The organism is Antrihabitans cavernicola (assembly GCF_008297975.1).
Classification (GTDB): Bacteria; Actinomycetota; Actinomycetes; order Mycobacteriales; family Mycobacteriaceae; genus Antrihabitans; species Antrihabitans cavernicola.
Genome location: NZ_VLNY01000005.1, coordinates 291,544 through 306,812 on the forward strand (window position 1 = coordinate 291,544; position 15,269 = coordinate 306,812).

13 protein-coding genes are annotated in these 15,269 nt (G+C 65.7%); 7 read left to right on the forward strand and 6 right to left on the reverse strand.

All coding sequences use genetic code 11. The annotated features are described in order from the left end of the window. Positions 1 to 9 precede the first annotated feature (9 nt). On the forward strand, positions 10 to 441 hold the full coding sequence (locus FOY51_RS13265) for a DUF1707 SHOCT-like domain-containing protein (RefSeq protein WP_149430702.1): 432 nt from the start codon (positions 10 to 12) through the stop codon (positions 439 to 441). Further along, the gene (locus FOY51_RS13270) at positions 441 to 788 is read left to right on the forward strand and encodes a hypothetical protein (RefSeq protein WP_149430703.1); all 348 of its coding nucleotides are present in this window, start codon (positions 441 to 443) and stop codon (positions 786 to 788) included. The genes FOY51_RS13265 and FOY51_RS13270 overlap by 1 nt, the downstream gene beginning before the upstream one ends. Here FOY51_RS13270 and lat read toward each other — a convergent pair. Beyond that, positions 772 to 2,106 (reverse strand): L-lysine 6-transaminase, encoded by a 1,335-nt coding sequence (gene lat / locus FOY51_RS13275; protein WP_149430704.1) that lies wholly within the window; start codon positions 2,104 to 2,106, stop codon positions 772 to 774. The two genes, FOY51_RS13270 and lat, sit on opposite strands and share 17 nt — an antisense overlap. A 68-nt stretch (positions 2,107 to 2,174) precedes the next feature. Next, positions 2,175 to 2,660, reverse strand: coding sequence for an Lrp/AsnC family transcriptional regulator (locus FOY51_RS13280; RefSeq protein WP_290367893.1), 486 nt, complete (start codon positions 2,658 to 2,660; stop codon positions 2,175 to 2,177). A gap of 34 nt (positions 2,661 to 2,694) precedes the next feature. Between FOY51_RS13280 and hglS the strand changes: the two genes are divergently transcribed. Continuing rightward, positions 2,695 to 4,020: a 2-oxoadipate dioxygenase/decarboxylase gene (gene hglS, locus FOY51_RS13285; RefSeq protein WP_149430705.1), complete on the forward strand. Its 1,326-nt coding sequence runs from the start codon at positions 2,695 to 2,697 to the stop codon at positions 4,018 to 4,020. Then, a complete protein-coding gene (amaB, locus tag FOY51_RS13290) occupies positions 3,995 to 5,497 on the forward strand; it encodes an L-piperidine-6-carboxylate dehydrogenase (RefSeq protein WP_149430706.1) in 1,503 nt (500 codons plus the stop codon). The genes hglS and amaB overlap by 26 nt, the downstream gene beginning before the upstream one ends. On the opposite strand, the gene FOY51_RS13295 is transcribed toward amaB, so the two are convergent. The 4 genes from FOY51_RS13295 to FOY51_RS13310 are packed head-to-tail and all read right to left on the reverse strand — an operon-like array spanning position 5,494 to position 9,323. Then, positions 5,494 to 6,060 (reverse strand): histidine phosphatase family protein, encoded by a 567-nt coding sequence (locus tag FOY51_RS13295; RefSeq protein WP_149430707.1) that lies wholly within the window; start codon positions 6,058 to 6,060, stop codon positions 5,494 to 5,496. The two genes, amaB and FOY51_RS13295, sit on opposite strands and share 4 nt — an antisense overlap. 10 nt (positions 6,061 to 6,070) lie before the next feature. Beyond that, the gene (locus tag FOY51_RS13300; protein ID WP_149430708.1) at positions 6,071 to 6,922 is read right to left on the reverse strand and encodes an SDR family oxidoreductase; all 852 of its coding nucleotides are present in this window, start codon (positions 6,920 to 6,922) and stop codon (positions 6,071 to 6,073) included. Further along, a complete protein-coding gene (locus FOY51_RS13305) occupies positions 6,922 to 8,391 on the reverse strand; it encodes a flavin-containing monooxygenase (RefSeq protein ID WP_149430709.1) in 1,470 nt (489 codons plus the stop codon). Before FOY51_RS13305 ends, FOY51_RS13300 begins: the two co-directional genes overlap by 1 nt. After that, positions 8,388 to 9,323, reverse strand: coding sequence for a patatin-like phospholipase family protein (locus FOY51_RS13310; RefSeq protein WP_149430710.1), 936 nt, complete (start codon positions 9,321 to 9,323; stop codon positions 8,388 to 8,390). The genes FOY51_RS13305 and FOY51_RS13310 overlap by 4 nt, the downstream gene beginning before the upstream one ends. Positions 9,324 to 9,384: 61 nt before the next feature. Here FOY51_RS13310 and FOY51_RS13315 point away from each other — a divergent pair, with 61 nt between their 5' ends. Genes FOY51_RS13315 through FOY51_RS13325 form a run of 3 tightly spaced genes read left to right on the forward strand, consistent with a single transcriptional unit; the run spans position 9,385 to position 15,265 of the window. Next, positions 9,385 to 9,996, forward strand: coding sequence for a TetR/AcrR family transcriptional regulator (locus FOY51_RS13315; protein WP_149430711.1), 612 nt, complete (start codon positions 9,385 to 9,387; stop codon positions 9,994 to 9,996). 29 nt (positions 9,997 to 10,025) lie between these two features. Next, entirely contained in the window at positions 10,026 to 10,781 is a 756-nt protein-coding gene (locus tag FOY51_RS13320; protein WP_149430712.1) for an ABC transporter permease, read from the forward strand. Further along, the gene (locus FOY51_RS13325) at positions 10,778 to 15,265 is read left to right on the forward strand and encodes an ATP-dependent helicase (protein ID WP_149430713.1); all 4,488 of its coding nucleotides are present in this window, start codon (positions 10,778 to 10,780) and stop codon (positions 15,263 to 15,265) included. The genes FOY51_RS13320 and FOY51_RS13325 overlap by 4 nt, the downstream gene beginning before the upstream one ends. Positions 15,266 to 15,269: the final 4 nt, after the last annotated feature.

Below are 15,269 nucleotides of genomic sequence, written 5' to 3' on the forward strand. Positions count from 1 at the left end.
GCTCGAATGATGGCGGAACCACCCGAGATTCGAATCGGCACGCTCGATCGAGAGCAAGCGCTGCATCTACTCGGCGAGCATTTCAGCGCAGGCAGGCTGAGTGTCGCCGAGTTCGACGAGCGCAGCGGCCAGATCACCACGGCAGCGACTCGTGGCGAGCTGGATCGCGTGTTCGACGACTTGCCTGCGAGCACCGCCCAGAACTTCGGCCGCGCACCGGCCGAACCGAAACCGACGCCGGTCGAGCGACACGGATTCCACCCCGACTGGACCGGTCGCATCATCGCCGTCATCCCAATTCTCGCCGTCATACTGTTCTTCGTCACCGGTAGCTGGCTGTGGTTCCTCGCCATCCCGGCTGCAGGAGTCCTGTTGTTCGGCACCAATCACGAACGGCACGGGCGCCGGGACCGGCGCGACCGGCGTCGCGGTCGCAACTAGTGGAGCCCGTCGAGGTGAACGCGGGCGCCTGGTACCTCCGGGCACTGCGCAGCGACGACCGCGTCGACGACACGCCCGCACTCGCCGAAGGTGGCATCACCGATCCGTACTACGTTGCGACCCGCACCGTGCAGTGGACCACCGATCGGCACTATTCCTGGGCGGTCTGTCAGCCCAACACCGGTGAACTGCTCGCCGAAGTAGGCATCACTCCCGGGAACGACGGCACCGCCGCACTCACCGGATGGGCGCGCAGCGATCACGACGACGCACTGGCAACCGCATCCGATGCCGTCCGCAGATTCGCGGAAGGTGCACTGGGAGTTACGGTTACACCACCGAGCTGAGGACCCGATCGAGCGCGTCGACCGCAGCATCCAACTCGTCCGTCGTGACCGTCAGTGCCGCCCGGAAGCGAATACCCCGTGCGCCCGTTCCCAGGATCAGCACATGCTCACGCTCGCGCAACGCGGTCACGACTTCGTCGCGAAGGGTGGCCGATTCCAGCGTCACGGCACACATCAACCCGCGGCCGCGAGGTTCCGTGACGGACGGATGCCGCGATGCCAACCACTCGAGCCTGTGTAGTAGGTACTCCCCCAGATCGTGTGCTCGCTCGATCAACCCGTCGCTCTCGATCACCTCGAGGATGCGACGCGACCGGACCATGTCGGTCAAGTTGCCGCCCCACGTCGAGTTGATCCGTGAACTCACGGCGAACACGTTCTCGGGCACCTCGTCGACCCGACCGCCTGCCATCACGCCACACACCTGGGTCTTCTTACCGAACGCGACGACGTCGGGTTCCAGACCGAGTTGCTGGAATGCCCACGCGGTGCCCGTCAGGCCGACCCCGGTCTGCACCTCGTCGAGGACGAACAGTGCGTCGTTGTCGTGACACAGACGCTGCATTGCCTGCAGGAACTGCGGACGGAAGTGGTGATCGCCACCCTCGCCTTGGATCGGCTCGGCGATGAAGCACGCGATGTCGTCCGGGTTGTCCGCGAAAGCTCGTCGCGCCTGCTCCAGCGCGTGCGCTTCCGCGGCGTCGACGTCGCGGCCGTCGGCAAGGTACGGGGAGTCGATGCGAGGCCAGTCGAACTTCGGAAACCGAGCCACCTTGTTGGGATCGGTGTTGGTCAACGACATCGTATAGCCACTGCGCCCATGGAACGCCTCGGTCAGATGCAACACCTTCGTGCCCAGTTCGGGATCGTGTCCGTGCGCCTCGTTGAACCGTGACTTCCAGTCGAACGCCACCTTCAGCGCGTTCTCCACCGCGAGCGCGCCGCCATCGACGAAAAACAAGTGCGGCAGTCGACGGTCGCCGAGCACTCGCGCGAACGTGTCGACGAACCGCGCCATCGGCACCGTGTAGATGTCGGAGTTGCTCGGCTTGTTGGCTGCTACCTGCGCGAGTTCCCGCGCGAACGCCGGATCGTCGGCGACGGCGGGGTGGTTCATTCCCAGCGCCGACGACGCGAAGAAACCGAACATGTCCAGGTAGCCGGTGCCGTCACGCTGATCCACCAAGGTGAGACCGCGCGATCGTTCCAGATCCAGGACCAGATCGAAACCGTCCGCCAGCATGTGCGCGCGAAGGACGTCGCGAACGGTGTCGGCGGTGATGTCGGGCCTGATTCGAGGTGGAAGTACTGTGGTCATGTCAACAGGCTACGACACAAATTAACGGTTTGCCACGTTCTTTCCAGGAAGAATTACACTCAAGCCGACTATCTGTCGTAAAATGTTTGCAAGATGATGGTGCTACGGGTGTTCACGTTGGCTGTCGACCTGATCTCGTGGAGCAGCTGTTCCAGGTGGCGCGGCGACGCGACGCGCACGAGGAGGACATAGCTCTCCTCACCCGCCACCGAATGACAGGACTCGATGGCGGTGATGTGTTGCAACCGTGCGGGTGCGTCGTCGGGCTGCGAAGGATCGAGAGGAGTGATGGCAACGAATGCCGAGAGCAACTGACCCAGCGCTTCCGGATCTACGTTCGCGGTATAGCTGCGAATCACACCGCGAGCCTCCAGCCGCCGAACACGTGACTGCACAGCGGAGACGGACAAACTCGCCTTCTCGGCGAGATTCGACAACGTTGCTCGACCGTCGGCCACCAGTTCCCGAATCAGCAGTCGATCGATATCGTCGAGGGCGAGCTTGGCAGCCTCCGCTCGCCCCGTCGACCCCGCTGTTTGCTTCGAAATTTCCACCACCAGCGAAGGCTAGCTCAGAGGTGGGACTCCAATGACTGAAATATGGGAGCTACGCTCCCGCTTCGCTTCGGCGCTCTCGCTGATGTACGGCCGCGAAGTACCCGAATACACCACATTGGTGTCGGTCGCCGAGCAAGTCAACGCCGATGTGGCGGCCCGCGATCCGCATGCCGATCGGCTCGGCAGCCTTGCCCGCGTGACCGCGGAGCGCCACGGCGCCATCCGGGTGGGCACACCTGCCGAGCTGCGAGATGTCGCCACCGTCTTCGCAGCCTTCGGCATGTATCCGGTGGGTTTCTACGACCTGCGCGACGCACCGGTGCCGGTTCCCGTGGTCTCGACGGCGTTTCGTCCGATCGACGCCGATCAACTGGCGCGTAACCCGTTCCGGGTGTTCACCTCGATGCTCGCGGTCCACGATCGGCGGTTCTTCGACGCCGAGCTGGCGCAGCGACTGCACCGGTTCCTCGATCGACGCACACTGTTTGCACCGGAGTTGCTCGACCTCGCCAGGCAGGCCGCGGCAGACTGCGGTCTGGACGAGCCGGAGGCGACACGCCTGATCAGCTTGGCGACGGCCGTCTTCGCACTCTCGGACGATCCGATCGACGCGGCCTGGTACGAGGAGCTGAGCCAGGTCTCCGCTGTCGCCGCGGATATCGGCGGCGTCTCCAGCACCCACATCAATCATCTGACGCCGCGCGTGCTCGACATCGACGAGCTCTACCGCCGCATGTCCGAACGCGGCATCACCATGATCGACGAGATTCAAGGGCCACCCGCGTGGTCGGGACCCGACGTCCTGCTGCGGCAGACATCGTTTCGGGCGCTTGCCGAGCCGCGCAGGTTCCTCGCCGCGGACGGGACCAGCTACGACGGTGCCTTGCGCGTGCGCTTCGGCGAGGTGGAGGCACGCGGAATCGCGCTCACGCCGGCAGGCCGGGAACACTACGACGCGCTGATGGATCGCAATGCGCCCGCCGCCGACTGGGATCGCGAGTTCCCGAACACGGAGGCGCAGCTCGAGTCGGACGGACTCGCCTACTTCGAATACCGGGTGGACGAGGGCGCGATGGTGGGCGATCCGATCGTCTACGAAGATTTTCTGCCCCGGTCGGCGGCAGGCATATTCGCCTCGAATCTGGCGGACGTCAATCTCGCGAACGACACAGCGCTGGGCATTTCCGCAGCGGATTCGGGGTACCAGAACTACGACATCGCGTGGCTGTCCAATGCCATCGGTGTCGATGTGCACGATCCATACGACCTGTATCGGACGCAGCAGGAAAGGTCGCGAGCACACGCGCTCGCGCAATTGGGAAGGAGCGGAAATGTCGACACTCGAGGGGCGCGCTGACGAAGCCCTACGCAGGATCGGCGTCCACTTGGACGATCCGGCGGACGGCACGCTGGTCGCTCGAACGCCGATCACCGGCGAGGAGATCGGCCGGTTGCGCCCCAGCACCGCCGACGAGGTCGACGCTGCACTGACATCGGCGCACAAGGCGTTCCAGAGCTGGCGCTCGGTTCCAGCACCCGTTCGCGGCGGCGTGGTTCGGCAACTGGGAATTCTGTTGACCCAGCACAAGGACGATCTCGCGGAGTTGGTCACGCTGGAAGCGGGCAAGATCCCCAGCGAGGCACTCGGCGAAGTGCAGGAAATGATCGACATCTGCGAGTTCGCTGTCGGGCTGTCCCGCCAGCTCTACGGCAAGACGATGGCATCGGAGCGGCCCGGCCACCGGCTGATGGAGACGTGGCACCCCCTCGGCGTGGTCGGCGTCATCTCGGCCTTCAACTTCCCGGTCGCCGTGTGGTCGTGGAACACGGCAATCGCCCTGGTGTGCGGCGACACGGTGGTGTGGAAGCCCTCCGAAGCGACACCGCTTACCGCAATCGCGTGCGATGCCCTGCTGAAGCGTGCGTGCATCGATGTCGGCGCGGATCCAGAGATTCATCAGCTGATCCAGGGACCGGCCGCAGTCGGCGAACAACTGGTGTCCGATTCGCGGGTCGCCCTGCTCAGCGCGACCGGTTCGGTGCGGATGGGACGAACGGTCGCACCCGTCGTCGCCGCCCGATTCGGACGCGTTCTCCTGGAACTCGGTGGCAACAACGGTGCGATCGTCGCGCCGTCGGCGGATCTGGATCTCGCGGTGCGCGGCATCGTCTTCTCCGCGGCGGGCACCGCGGGCCAGCGCTGTACCAGCCTGCGCCGGGTGATCGTCCACGAGTCGATTGCGGACGAGTTGGTCCGCCGCATCGCGGACGCCTACGGCCAACTCGAGGTGGGCGATCCGTTCGACGACGGCGTGCTGGTGGGACCGTTGATCAACGAAGCATCCTTCACCGCGATGGCCACGGCCATCGACAAGGCTCGCGCCGACGGCGGTGAAGTGGTGTGCGGCGGCGACAGGGTTGGCGATGGCGAATCGTATTACGCCTCCCCCGCGATCGTCCGGATGCCGGAGCAGACGTCGGTGGTGCGCGACGAGACCTTTGCGCCGATTCTCTACGTGCTGACCTATTCCACCTTCGACGAGGCGATCGAACTGCACAACGCTGTGCCGCAGGGGCTTTCGTCGGCGATCTTCACCACAGACCAGCGCGAGGCCGAGAGCTTCCTCGGACCGGAGGGCTCCGACTGCGGTATCGCCAACGTCAACATCGGCACGTCGGGCGCCGAGATCGGCGGCGCGTTCGGTGGCGAGAAAGAGACCGGCGGCGGGCGTGAATCCGGTTCGGACGCATGGCAGACCTACATGCGACGCGCCACCAACACGGTCAACTACTCCGACCAGCTTCCGCTGGCGCAAGGAGTCGACTTCGGTTAGTGCGGCTCCGGCCCGAAACTGGTCGATCGCAGGGTCCACGCGCCGCGGTGGTGCAGCCGGGTGATGCACAACGGCGCTATGTCCATGCGCCAGAACGCATCCGGCGGGGCGTCCAAGGTGACGATCACCGCGGCGCGGACCACCGCGGGGTGGGTTACGGCGATGGTCTCGGTCTCCGTATCGGCAACTCGATCGAGCCAGGTCCGCACTCGTTCGATCACGTCGACGATCGACTCGCCGCCGTGCCCGGCGAAGGTCGGATCGGACAGCCACGTGGCGACGTCGTCCGGTGGCAGATCTTGCATCGACAGCCCGCGCCACGAGCCGTGGTCCACGTCGGCCAGCGCCGAATCCGTTGTGGCACCCAGTAACCCGAGCGCTTCAGCTGTCTGGATGGTCCGCAATTCCGGCGCGGTGACGATCCGAGCCGCCGCCATTCGTGCGGCTTTGCGACATTCGCGTCTACCGACCTCGTTGAGCGATTCGTCGATCGGAAATCGAACGAGGCGTAGGGCATCGGTGGCCGCGTGACTCACCAGCGACAGGCGGACGACGGAACTCATCCGTCAGACCCTACTGCTCGATCGAGACTTCCTTGACGCGCTGTGCGTACTCCGCCCGGGCACCACGATCGACGCCCACGAGCGCGCGATCTCCGCCGGCGGCACGCCGCACCAGGTTCAGCACCCGTTCCGGAGTCACGGCAAGGCCGAGGTCGAGCGCCGAAAGATAGCCCGGGACCGGCACTTCGGCCCGACGCGACTTGCAGGTTTCCAGAATGGCCGCGGCGATGTCTTCCGGGTCGACCGTCGGCATGCCGTGCCCGAGCTGCAGTCCCGACGTGAGCCCGGTACGCACTGCCGACGGCAGCACGCCCGAGACACTCACCCCGTGCGGCGCGAACTCCAGGCGCGTTGCCTGGGTGAGCCCGACCGCGCCGAACTTGCTGGCGTTGTAGATCGCAAGCCCCGGTATCGGCAGCTTTCCCGCAAGCGAGCACACGTTCACCACATGGCCGAAACCACGATCGATCATGGCGGGCACCACGGCTCGCATCCCGTGCACAAGGCCGAGCACGTTGATGCCCATCGTCGCGTCGATGACATCGTCGGATTCCTCCAGGAACGACGCGATGGGCATGATCCCCGCGTTGTTGACGAGTACATCGACTCGCCCCAGATCGGCGACCACTTTGTCCCACGACACCCGAGAGCGGACGTCCAAGGTGTATGCGGTTGCAGCAGAACCGATCTCGGTTGCGGCCTGGTCGACAGCAGTTCGATCCACATCGGCGAGAGCGACGCGGGCGCCCGTGGCAGCGAACGCCGCCGCGGTTGCCTTGCCGATGCCGCGACCGGCGCCGGTGATCAAGACAGTCGCGGACGCGAGGTCGATCCGGGGATAGTTGTTGCCGAGAACGTTCATCAGTGCACCGTTTCCATCGTCTCGTAGGCTGCGGCGTCGAATACGCCGAGCCGGTCCCGCATCCGGTCCGTGGACCACGGCCAGTTGAAACTGTTACGCCCGTTCACATCCAGGAAATAGCTCTGGCAGCCGCCCGCGTTGTACACGGTGCCCTGCAGGGCTTCTTGGACCTCTGCGTTGAACGCTTCCTGCACTTCGCGCCGGGGCGACATCGGGGACCAGTCGTTGGCACGCGCGTAGTCGACGGCTTTCGCGAGATAGTCGAGTTGGGCCTCGAGGATCATGAACGCAGAAGTGTGACCGGTTCCCAACGCGGGCCCGAGCAGCACGAAGGCATTGGGAAAGCCTGCGATCGCAGTGCCGAGATACGCCTTGGGGCTGCCTTTCCAATGGTCGTCGAGGCTTCGACCCTGCCCGTCGAAGACGGTAGCGCCGATGGGCATGTCCAGAACGTGGAATCCGGTGCCGAAGATGATGGCATCGACTTCGCGACGTTGGCCGTCGGCCCCGATCACGGTATTGCCGTCGACCCGTGCAACCGCATTCGGGTGCACCTCGACATTCGGCTTCGTCAACGCCGGGTAGTAGGTATTCGACATCAGGAGGCGCTTGCAACCGAGCGTGTAGTCGGGTGTCAACGCCTTGCGCAGCTTGGGATCTCGGACCGTGGCGAGCAGATGCGCGCGCCCGATCTGCTGAACCGTTCGCAGCAGCCACGGATTCCGGAACCCGAATCCGAGCCCTTCCATGATCGAGTATTCGATCGCTCGCAGAGCCTTGTGCGCGCCGGGGATGCTTCGCATCACCCACTTCTCGGCCCCCGGTACCGGATGATCCGGTTTCGGCAGCACCCATTGCGCGGTTCGCTGATACAGGTGGAGCCGGCCGACCTTCGGTTGGATCGCAGGAACGAACTGCACGGCGGACGCACCGGTTCCGACAACGGCGACGCGCTTGCCGCGCAGGTCGAAATCGTGGTTCCACTGCGAAGAATGAAAGACCTCGCCCGGGAAGGTGTTCAGCCCGGGGATATCAGGAGTCAGGGGCTCGTTCCACGGACCGGCGGCCGCGATCACGGCGTTGGCAGTGAAGGTTCCCTTCGTTGTGTCGATGGTCCATCGCGAGGCCGTCGGGTTCCACTGCGACCGCAGCACCTCGGTGCCGAAACTCACGCGCTCCGGAACCCTGTGCGCAGCAGCGGTTTTCTCGATGTAAGCCCGAATCTCGGCCTGTCCGGCGAATAGGCGGGACCAGTCGGGGTTGGGTGCGAACGAGAACGAATAGAGGCCGGACGGTACGTCGCACGCGCATCCCGGATAAGTGTTGTCCCGCCAGGTTCCGCCGAGTTCGGTGCCTCTGTCCAGAATCGCGACATCGGTCACGCCGATCCGATCCAGCGCGATCGCGGCGCCGATCCCGGAGATTCCCGCACCGACGACGACGATCTCGTAGTGCCCGGGCGCGATCATGCGAGGGCTCCTGCCACGCGTCGAACAGCGACGCGGGTGCTGCGCAGCGAATGTTCGAGGGTCGCGAGTCGGCGACGGTCGTCCATGAAGTTGGGCCCCATGACGGCCAGGTCGGCATCGGTGGCGTCGATTCGCACGACGCGGGTGCCCGACTTCTCGAGTGCCGCCACCTCGCCGTCGAGTCCGGTACTCATGTGGCCACGGAGCAATCGTTCGATCCTGGCCGGACCGCTGGCGGGAATTCTCGACGCAGAAGCCATGGGAGCCAACACGATCACCTCGTCCAGGTGCAGCGGCAACGCGAGGTCGACCGACGCGGTGGAGGCAACTCCGCCGTCCACGTAGCGGCGGCCCGCAATGTCGACCGGCGGGAACCAACCGGGAATCCCCCACGACGCGCGTAATGCTTGCGAGATGGTCGCCTGCGGGGCACCGGGCGAGCCGAACGCAACTCGCCGACCGCTGTCGTAGTCCATCGCCACCAGCCAGGTCGCAGGATGCGATACCCATTCACTGCCCGGGTTCAGCTGTGTTGCAAGACGATCCAACCACGCGGCGTCACCGGACCCGATGGGGAGGAGCCCGGCAGCCGATCGCACACCGGCCAGCTTGGCGGCCAGTCGCGGTGATCCCGGCCAAGGCTTCGGCAGGGGCGGAAAGCGTCCGGGCGCATCCGCAAGGTGGCCGACGAGAGCGGGTTCCGTTGCGGTGCCGAGTTGCATGGCCAGAATCTCTTCGACTCGGATGCCACTACCCAACATGGTTACCAATTCGGCTCCTGCCGAGGTTCCGATCAGCAGATCGGCCTCACGGGGATCCCATCCGAGCTCGTCCTCGAGATTGCTCAGCGCTGCCACTGTCCAGGCCGCACCCAGGGTGCCACCGCATCCGATCACGAGTCCGCGCCGCGGTTGTCTGTTACTCGAATCCATAGACAGATGCTAACAGTATTCAGATACTATTGGTATCCCGAATACGCAGAGAGCAGCAACGGTGGTTCGCCTGACCCGACCGGAAAGCCAAGCCCGCACCCATGCCGACCTCGTTGCGACCGCACGGGACCTGTTCTTGACGGACGGGTTCGCCAATACCTCGTTGGAGCGAGTCGCGGAGACTGCGGGCTACTCCAAGGGCGCGGTGTACTCGAACTTCGCCAACAAGAATCAGCTGTGCCTCGAGGCTCTGGAGCTGATTCGGACCACGAAGATCGGCGAAGTCGCAGGGCTGCTCGGAACGTCGGAAACGCTTGATGGCCGACTGTCGGCATTTCAGGAGTGGGCGGAGAAGACCCTGGGCGATGTCGGCTGGACCATGCTCGAATTCGAGTTCATGGTCGCGTCGCGCGACGATCCCGACATGCGTGCATCGCTTGTCGCCAGCCTGTCCACCGTCCGCGGCGTCGTCGCGACCATGCTCACGTCCCTTGCCGATTCACTCGATCTCACGCTCCCGCTACCCGCTGACGACGCTGCGAGCAGCCTGCTCAGTCTCGGCATCGGCCTCGGCATCCAGCGCGCGGTGGATCCCACGATCTCCGCACAGCTGGTCACCGACGGTCTGCGCATGTTTCTGACGCTGGCGGGAGCCCCGACATCCGTTGTCTGAGTATGCGGTCGCGGTGGTGAGATAGGCGGGTGACGTACGGGTACCTGCTCGCCGGTGTGATCGTGCTTCTCGGCCTCACCACGGCGACCATGACGTGGGGCGGCGTCGACGCGCGATTCATGCCGTGGTGGGCGATCGTCCGGGCCGCAGGGCAGTTGACGCTGATCAGTCTCGCGTTGCGAGGCGTCCTGGTGCATCCTGCTCTGGTCGCCGTCGCTCTTTCGGTCATGTTCGCGGCGGCGGTCTGGACAGCAGGGCGCAGGCTCCACGATCTGCCCGGTGCGGCGACAGGGGTCGTCGTAGCGTGCGGGCTTGGCGCGGGCATTACCCTCACGATCGCATTTCTGCTGTCGATGTTGCAGTTCGACAGCCGCTACGTAGTGGCCCTCGGTGGCATCGTCATCGGATCCACCATGACGGCCGGCACGCTGGCCGGACGAAATTTTCGCCGAGCTGCGATCGCCCAACGTCCGGAGATCGAGGGCTGGCTGGCGATCGGTGCATCGCCGAGCCAGTCAGTGGCCGATGTCGGACGGGAGGCCGCCCACGACGCATTGGTGCCGGTCATCGATCAAACGCGCACCACCGGACTGGTCACATTGCCCGGCGCGTTCGTCGGCGCGTTGATGGGTGGGGCGTCCCCGGTGGATGCGGGCCGATTCCAGTTGGTGGTGCTGGTGACGCTGATAACGGCGCAGACCATCACATCGGTGGTGTTGGTGCGCATCCTGGGACGCTCGCCGGTCCTGCCCGTGTCGGTGGCGCGGGGCAGTATGAACGGATGAAGTTCTCCGCCCCGACGCAGCAGTGGTTCGACGGCGCATTCGCTGCGCCGACGTCCGCGCAGCTCGGGGCATGGGATGCGATCTCCGCAGGCAAGCACACGCTGGTGGTGGCACCTACCGGTTCGGGCAAAACCCTGTCTGCGTTCCTGTGGGCGATCGACCAGCTCGCGGTCCGCACCGAAGCCAGCGCGGGCACCAAGGTCCTCTACATTTCACCGCTCAAGGCGCTGGCGGTCGACGTGGAGCGCAACCTGCGTTCACCTCTGGTCGGCATCACGCAGACCGCGAAACGGCTCGGGCTGGAGCCACCGGAGATCTCCGTCGGAGTTCGCTCCGGCGATACCAGTCCAGCGGACCGTCGTTTGCTTGTTCGTAAGCCACCGGACATCCTGATCACCACTCCGGAGTCGCTCTTCCTGATGCTGACGTCGTCGGCACGAGAGTCGCTCGTCGACGTCGACACGGTGATCATCGACGAAGTGCACGCCGTAGCAGGCACGAAGCGCGGCAGCCACCTGGCACTGTCCCTGGAACGACTCGACAACCAGCTGACCAAGCCGGCCCAGCGAATCGGATTGTCCGCGACAGTCCGTCCGCACGAGGAAGTCGGCAGATTCCTCACCGGCACCGCACCGATCACCATCGTCGCCCCACCCGCGCCCAAGACGTTCGACCTGTCGGTCCGCGTTCCCGTCGAGGACATGACGAACCTGGGCGACGAGGAATCGGCGGGATCCATCTGGCCGCACGTGGACGCACAGATCGTCGATCTTGTTCTCGAGCACAAGTCGTCCATCGTGTTCGCGAACTCGCGGCGGCTGGCTGAACGGCTGACCGCGCGGCTCAACGAGGTCTACACCGAACGCCTGGGCGAGGGTGTCGCGACGGAGCACCAGATGCCATCGCAACTCGGTACGCCCCGCGAGGTCAATCACGGAGCCGAGCCGCTGTTGGCCCGTGCGCATCACGGTTCGGTGAGCAAGGATCAGCGCGCGATCATCGAGGACGATCTCAAGAGTGGCCGTTTGCGGTGCGTCGTCGCGACCAGCAGCCTGGAACTCGGAATCGACATGGGCGCAGTAGATCTGGTGGTCCAGGTCGAGGCGCCACCGTCGGTGGCGAGCGGGCTGCAACGTGTCGGGCGCGCCGGTCACCAGGTCGGCGAGATATCTCGTGGCGTGCTGTTCCCCAAGCATCGCACCGATGTGATCCATTGTGCCGTCACATCGATGCGGATGACGGCGGGCGAGATCGAAGCGCTGCAGGTGCTCACCAATCCGCTCGACATCCTGGCCCAGCAGACGGTCGCCGCTTCCGCGCTGGAACCGATCGATGCCGACGAGTGGTTCGATACCGTCCGTCGCACAGGCAGTTTCGCGACGCTGCCCCGGTCGGCATACGAGTCCACCCTCGATCTACTGGCCGGCCGTTACCCATCCGACGAGTTCGCCGAGCTGCGGCCACGGCTCGTATGGGATCGCGACGCAGGCACGCTGACCGGTCGGCCTGGATCGCAGCGTCTCGCCGTCACCTCTGGCGGTGCGATCCCCGATCGCGGCCTGTTCGCCGTCTTCATGGTGGGCGGCCGTGACACTGGTCGCTCCGCAGGCTCCGCTCCTGGGTCCCGGGTCGGCGAACTAGACGAAGAAATGGTCTACGAATCTCGCGTCGGCGACGTGTTCGCCCTCGGCGCCACCAGCTGGCGAATCGAGGAGATCACTCACGACCGCGTTCTGGTCAGCCCGGCGTATGGGATACCTGGCAGGCTGCCGTTCTGGCACGGTGACGGGCTCGGCCGCCCAGCCGAACTGGGCGAGGCACTCGGCGCGTTTCTGCGCACGGAGCGCAACGCCATGGAAGCGCGTTGTGTCGACGCCGGACTCGACGTCAATGCCACCACCAACCTGCTGGCGTTGGTCGACGAACAGAAACAGTCGACCGGACAGGTCCCCAACGACAAAACCCTTGTGGTGGAACGGTTCCGCGACGAGTTGGGCGATTGGCGGCTGGTGCTGCATTCGCCTTACGGGCAACCCGTGCATGCACCGTGGGCGCTGGCCATCGGCGCGCGGCTCCAGCAGCGGTTCGGTATCGATTCCTCCCCCACCGCCTCCGACGACGGCATCATCGTCCGACTTCCCGACACCGAAGACCAGCCGCCGGGTGCCGAACTGTTCGTCTTCACCCACGACGAGATCGACGACATCGTCACCGAGCAGGTCGGCAATTCGGCGCTGTTCGCCTCCCGATTTCGCGAGTGCGCGGCGCGCGCACTGCTGTTGCCGCGGCGCAACCCCGGTAAGCGGGCACCCCTGTGGCAACAGCGGCAGCGTTCGGCACAGTTGCTCGACGTCGCTCGCAAATACCCCACGTTTCCGATCCTGTTGGAGACCGTGCGCGAGTGTCTGCAGGACGTCTACGACCTGCCCGCGCTTCGAGATCTGTTCGGCCGCATAGGGCGTCGGCAGATTCGGCTGATCGAGGTGGAGACCGCGACGCCGTCGCCGTTCGCGAATGCACTGCTCTTCGACTACGTCGGCGCGTTCATGTACGAGGGCGACAGCCCACTCGCGGAACGCCGTGCGGCCGCGTTGTCACTGGATTCGACGCTGCTCGCCGAGCTGCTCGGGCGAGTGGAGTTGCGCGAACTGCTCGACGCCACGGTCATCGCCGACACCGAGGCGGAGCTGCAGCGTCTGGCCCCGGACCGGCAAGCGCGTGACGTCGAAGGCGTTGCCGACCTCTTGCGGCTGCTCGGGCCGATGACCGCCGCCGAGGTGGCCGCACGATCCACCGGTCCGGCCGCCGACTGGTTGGCTGAGCTCGCCGACGCGCGTCGCGCGCTGGAGGTGTCGTTCGCCGGTAGCGACTGGTGGATTGCCATCGAAGACGCCAGCCGCATGCGCGATGCGCTCGGCGTCCCGCTGCCGATCGGAACGCCGACCGCATTCGTCGAACCTGTCGCCGATCCACTGGGTGATCTGATCGCTCGGTACGCGCGCACACATGGCCCGTTCACCACCGCCGATGCGGCAGGCCGCTTCTCGATCGGTACGGCCGTTGCGGGAACGGTTCTCCGCAAGCTCGCACTGGAGAAGCGCGTCGTCGAAGGCGAATTCCGGCCCGGTGCAACAGGTTCCGAATGGTGCGATACCGAGGTGCTACGACGCCTGCGTAGGCGGTCGCTCGCGGCGGCACGCCAGGATGTGGAGCCCGTCAGCACGGCAGCACTCGGCCGATTCCTGCCCAGCTGGCAGCATGTCGGCGGCACGCTCCGCGGGATCGACGGCGTCGCCGTCGTGATCGAACAGCTTGCCGGAGTGCCGATTCCGGCGTCGGCATGGGAATCGCTCGTCCTGTCGTCGCGGGTGTCGGACTACTCACCCGCGATGCTCGACGAACTGATGTCCACCGGTGAGGTGGTGTGGGCGGGCCACGGCCAGATCACCGCGAAGGACGGCTGGGTGTGTCTGTCGCCCGCCGATCAGGCGCCGTACACGCTGCCGCCGGCCATCGACATCGATCTCACCGAATTGCAGACGCACATCCTCGCCACCCTGAGCGGCGGCGGAGCGTATTTCTTCCGGCAACTCTCCGACGCGATCGGCGCCGCCAACGGCACCGTCGACGACACTGCCCTGTCGACCGCACTGTGGGAATTGGTATGGGCGGGGCTGATCGGGAACGACACGTTCGCGCCGTTACGGGCATTGATGTCCGGAACCAGTCGCACGAGCACCAGCCACCGCGCGCCCCGACGGATGCCGCGATCGCGAACCTATCGAGTCGCGCGTCCGACGCTGCCGACCCGAACCGGGCCGCCGACGGCTGCTGGGCGATGGTCGTTGCTACCGGAACCGGAGCCGGATCCCACGGTTCGAGCGCACGCCACCGCCGACCAACTGCTCGAACGCTACGGCGTGGTTACCAGGGGATCGGTGGTGAGCGAGGGCGTTCCGGGCGGCTTCGCGTTGATGTACAAGGTCTTGACGACGTTCGAGGACACCGGTCGTGCGCGGCGCGGGTACTTCGTCAACACCCTCGGCGGCGCACAGTTCTCCAACTCCGACGTCGTCGATCGGCTGCGCGCCGAGTACGACCGGCAGACATCGCGTGCTGCCGTCGCGCTCGCCGCTGCCGACCCGGCCAACCCGTACGGTGCCGCGCTGCCCTGGCCACCCGGTGTCGACGGCACCGGGCATCGTCCGGGCCGTAAAGCCGGTGCTCTCGTCGTGCTGGTCGACGGCGAGCTGGTGCTCTACATCGAGCGGGGCGGTAAAACCGTGCTCACGTTCACCAGCGACGACGAGCAGCTGTCGGCCGCCGCCGGAGCGCTGGCCGCTCTGGTGAAGCAACGAAAGGTCGACCGCGTGGTGATCGAAGTGGTCAACGGCGAATCGATTCACGGCCATGCCCTCTCACCCACCCTCGTCGACGCCGGCTTCGCGGCCACGCCGCGGGGCTTGCGCCTGCGAAGTACGTGAGCTT

Coding starts and splice junctions, on each gene's coding strand:
- FOY51_RS13325 (WP_149430713.1), top strand. CDS start 10,778: ATGAAGTTCTCCGCCCCGACGCAGCAGTGGTTCGACGGCGCATTCGCT.
- FOY51_RS13300 (WP_149430708.1), bottom strand. CDS start 6,922: ATGAACGTTCTCGGCAACAACTATCCCCGGATCGACCTCGCGTCCGCG.
- amaB (WP_149430706.1), top strand. CDS start 3,995: ATGTCGACACTCGAGGGGCGCGCTGACGAAGCCCTACGCAGGATCGGC.
- lat (WP_149430704.1), bottom strand. CDS start 2,106: ATGACCACAGTACTTCCACCTCGAATCAGGCCCGACATCACCGCCGAC.
- hglS (WP_149430705.1), top strand. CDS start 2,695: ATGACTGAAATATGGGAGCTACGCTCCCGCTTCGCTTCGGCGCTCTCG.
- FOY51_RS13305 (WP_149430709.1), bottom strand. CDS start 8,391: ATGATCGCGCCCGGGCACTACGAGATCGTCGTCGTCGGTGCGGGAATC.
- FOY51_RS13310 (WP_149430710.1), bottom strand. CDS start 9,323: ATGGATTCGAGTAACAGACAACCGCGGCGCGGACTCGTGATCGGATGC.
- FOY51_RS13265 (WP_149430702.1), top strand. CDS start 10: ATGGCGGAACCACCCGAGATTCGAATCGGCACGCTCGATCGAGAGCAA.
- FOY51_RS13295 (WP_149430707.1), bottom strand. CDS start 6,060: ATGAGTTCCGTCGTCCGCCTGTCGCTGGTGAGTCACGCGGCCACCGAT.